Below are 3,070 nucleotides of genomic sequence, written 5' to 3' on the forward strand. Positions count from 1 at the left end.
GCGGGCCCGTCCCCCTGCGGCGGAAGGCCGCCGCCCCCGCCGTCACCGCCGCCACCGGGCCCGTCCGGCTCCGGCTCGTCGTCCCCGCCGCCGTTCCGCTCCAGCGTGTCGTCCAGCTTGTCCTCGTCGAGCCCCGGCGCGTCGAAGGGGTTCCGCCGGCGCCGGTGGGGGAGCGCGAGCAGCGCCGCCTGCCGGACGTCCTCGGCGAGCACGTCGGTGCGCCCCGCCCACGCGGCCAGCGCGGTCGCGGCCCTGGCCATGACGATGTCCGCGCGCATCCCGTCGACCTCGAAGGCCGCGCAGGTCGCCGCGATCTGCCGCAACGCCTTGTCGCCGAGCACTACTTCGGGCAGCAGCGCCCGCGCGGCCGCGATCCGGTCCCGCAACTCCGCTTCCTCGCCGGCCCAGCGCGCCGCGAAGCCCGCCGGATCGTCGTCGTAGGCGAGCCGACGCCGCACCACCTCCACCCGCTGGTCCGTCTCGCGGGACGCCGCGACCTCGACGGTCAGCCCGAACCGGTCGAGCAACTGCGGCCGCAGCTCGCCCTCTTCCGGGTTCATCGTCCCGACGAGCAGGAACCGCGCCGCATGCCGTACGGAGACGCCCTCGCGCTCGACATGGGAGGCCCCCATCGCTGCGGCGTCGAGCAGGATGTCGACCAGGTGGTCATGCAGCAAGTTGACTTCGTCGACGTACAGAATGCCGCGATTCGCGGTGGCCAGGAGCCCCGGCTCGAAGGCTTTCACGCCCTCCGAAAGAGCTCGTTCGATGTCGAGTGCCCCGACGAGCCGGTCCTCGGACGCGCCGATGGGCAGCTCCACGGTCCGCGCCGCCCGCGACACGCCGGAGGCGTCCTCGTGCGGGCCGTCCGGGCACGCCGGGTCGGGCGCGGCGGGGTCGCACGAGAACCGGCACCCCGTCACGACGGAGACCTCCGGCATCAGCGCGGCCAGCGCGCGCACGGCGGTCGACTTGGCGGTGCCCTTCTCACCACGGACCAGGACCCCGCCCACAGCCGGGCTGACCGCGTTGAGCAGCAGCCCGAGCCGCAGGTCGTCCTGGCCGACGATGGCGGTGAAGGGGTAGGGCGTACTCACAGGGCCTCCTTGACGGGGATGGCGGGCGCGCCGGGCGGGACGAACGGCAGACCGGACGGCGCGCCCGACTCGATGAGCCGCCACAGCGCGTCGGTGTCCGCGTGTTCCTCGATCAGGTCGCCGAGGCGGTCGAGCTGTTCCTCGCGCAGTGCGGCGAAGCAGGTGCCGGGCGCGGGTACGAAGCGGCGGCCGGTGAGCCGGGCGACCTCGGCCAGGAACCGGCGGCGGAAGCCGTCGCCCTCCAGCGAACCGTGCCAGTGGGTGCCCCAGACGGCCCCGGACCGGCAGCCGTCCAGCGGGGTGCCCCGGCCGTCCGTCAGGAACGGTTCGCCGCCGCGCACATCGGCGACGCCGTGATGGATCTCGTACCCCTCGACGGGCTCACCGAGCGCCTCGCCGGACGGCCGGGCGAGCGTCTTCTCACGGTCGAAGCGGACGCGCACGGGCAGCAGACCGAGCGCGTCGACCTGCCCCGCGCGCGACTCGACCTCGTCCTCGATGTGCTCACCGAGGATCTGATAGCCGCCGCAGATCCCGAGCACCGGCCGCCCCTCGGCGGCGCGCCGCCGCAGCGCGTCGGCGAGCCCGCGTTCGCGCAGCCAGGCGAGCGCCTTCACGGTGCCCCGGGTGCCCGGCACGATGACGAGGTCGGCGTCGGCCAGCTCCTCGGCCCGGTCCACGAAGCGGACGACGACACCGGGTTCGGCGGCCAGCGCGTCCACATCGGTGAAGTTCGACATCAGCGGGATCGCGCACACGGCGACGCGCAGGACGTCCTCGCCGTGCGGCGGGCTGACCGCCGACTCGCGTACGGTGCCGCGCAGCGACACCCGCAGCCCGTCCTCCTCGTCGATGCCTAGCCCGTGCGCGAAGGGCAGCACCCCGTACGTGGGACGGCCCGTCAGGTCGCGCAGCATGTCCAGGCCGGGCTCCAGCAGCGAGACGTCGCCCCGGAACTTGTTGACCAGGTACCCCGCGACCAGCTCCTGGTCCTCCGGCGCGAGCAGCGCGGTCGTCCCGAAGAACGAGGCGAAGACCCCGCCCCGGTCGATGTCCCCGACCACCACGACCGGGAAGCGCGCAGCCCGGGCGATGCCCATGTTCACGATGTCCGTACGGCGCAGGTTGATCTCGGCGGGCGACCCCGCGCCCTCGCAGATCACCGCGTCGTACGTGCTCCGCAGCTGCTCCAGGCAGTCCGTGACGGTGGACAGCAGCCGCTCCTGCCGCCCGCCGTGGTAACCGCGCGCGCTCATCTCGCCGACCGCCCGCCCCATCAGGACGACCTGGCTGGAGCGGTCGCCGCCGGGCTTGAGCAGCACCGGGTTCATCAGGGCGGTCGGCTCGACGCGGGCGGCCTGGGCCTGCATCGCCTGGGCCCGGCCGATCTCGGCGCCCTCCCGGGTGACGAAGGAGTTCAGCGACATGTTCTGCGCCTTGAACGGGGCCACCTTCACCCCCCGGCGCGCCAGCCAGCGGCAGATGCCCGCCGTGACGACGCTCTTGCCCGCGTCCGACGTGGTCCCGGCGACCAGCAGTCCGCCGCTCATATCGCTCTCCGTCCAGAGGTACGAGGTCCTTGAGGTCTTCCGGCCCGTCCCGCGATCCGGCGCGCGACCGCTGCCGCGCCCAGCCGGCCGGCCACCCCGACGCCGAGGGCGAGCACGCCCACCCGGCGCGAGAGCCGCACGGCGCGCTCGATGTCCCCGGTCTCCACGGCACGGCCCGCCTTCCCGTTGAGCACGGGCCGGTGCTCGACGCGCCCCCCGTACGCGAGGGTCCCGCCCAGCCGTACGCCGAGCGCCCCGGCGAACGCGGCCTCCACGGGCCCCGCGTTGGGGCTCGGGTGCTTCGCGGCGTCGGCCCGCCAGGCCCGGACCGCCTCCCCGGGGCGACCCCCGGAGGCCACGGCGAGCAGGGCGGTGAGCCGGGCCCCGGGCCAGCCCGCGAGGTCGTCGAGCCGGGCGGACGCC

General features: G+C 75.0%; 3 protein-coding genes. All 3 read right to left on the reverse strand.

Annotation, left to right across the window (positions count from 1 at the left end; translation table 11 throughout):
• The coding region (locus G3I41_RS23955) for an AAA family ATPase (protein WP_164402460.1) at positions 1-1,097 on the reverse strand (1,097 nt) is incomplete at its 3' end.
• Positions 1,094-2,647 carry a cobyric acid synthase gene (locus G3I41_RS23960; RefSeq protein ID WP_164402461.1) on the reverse strand — a complete coding sequence of 518 codons (1,554 nt, stop codon included), beginning with the start codon at positions 2,645-2,647 and terminating at the stop codon, positions 1,094-1,096. The genes G3I41_RS23960 and G3I41_RS23955, both read right to left, overlap by 4 nt.
• Positions 2,644-3,070: cobalamin biosynthesis protein (locus G3I41_RS23965; protein ID WP_203601569.1), on the reverse strand; the 427-nt coding region annotated here is incomplete at its 5' end. The genes G3I41_RS23965 and G3I41_RS23960, both read right to left, overlap by 4 nt.

The organism is Streptomyces sp. SID9727 (genome assembly GCF_010550605.1).
Taxonomy (GTDB): Bacteria; Actinomycetota; Actinomycetes; order Streptomycetales; family Streptomycetaceae; genus Streptomyces.

What these genes read in the sequence shown, in the direction of transcription:
- G3I41_RS23960 (WP_164402461.1), bottom strand. Translation starts at nt 2,647, where the DNA reads ATGAGCGGCGGACTGCTGGTCGCCGGGACCACGTCGGACGCGGGCAAG.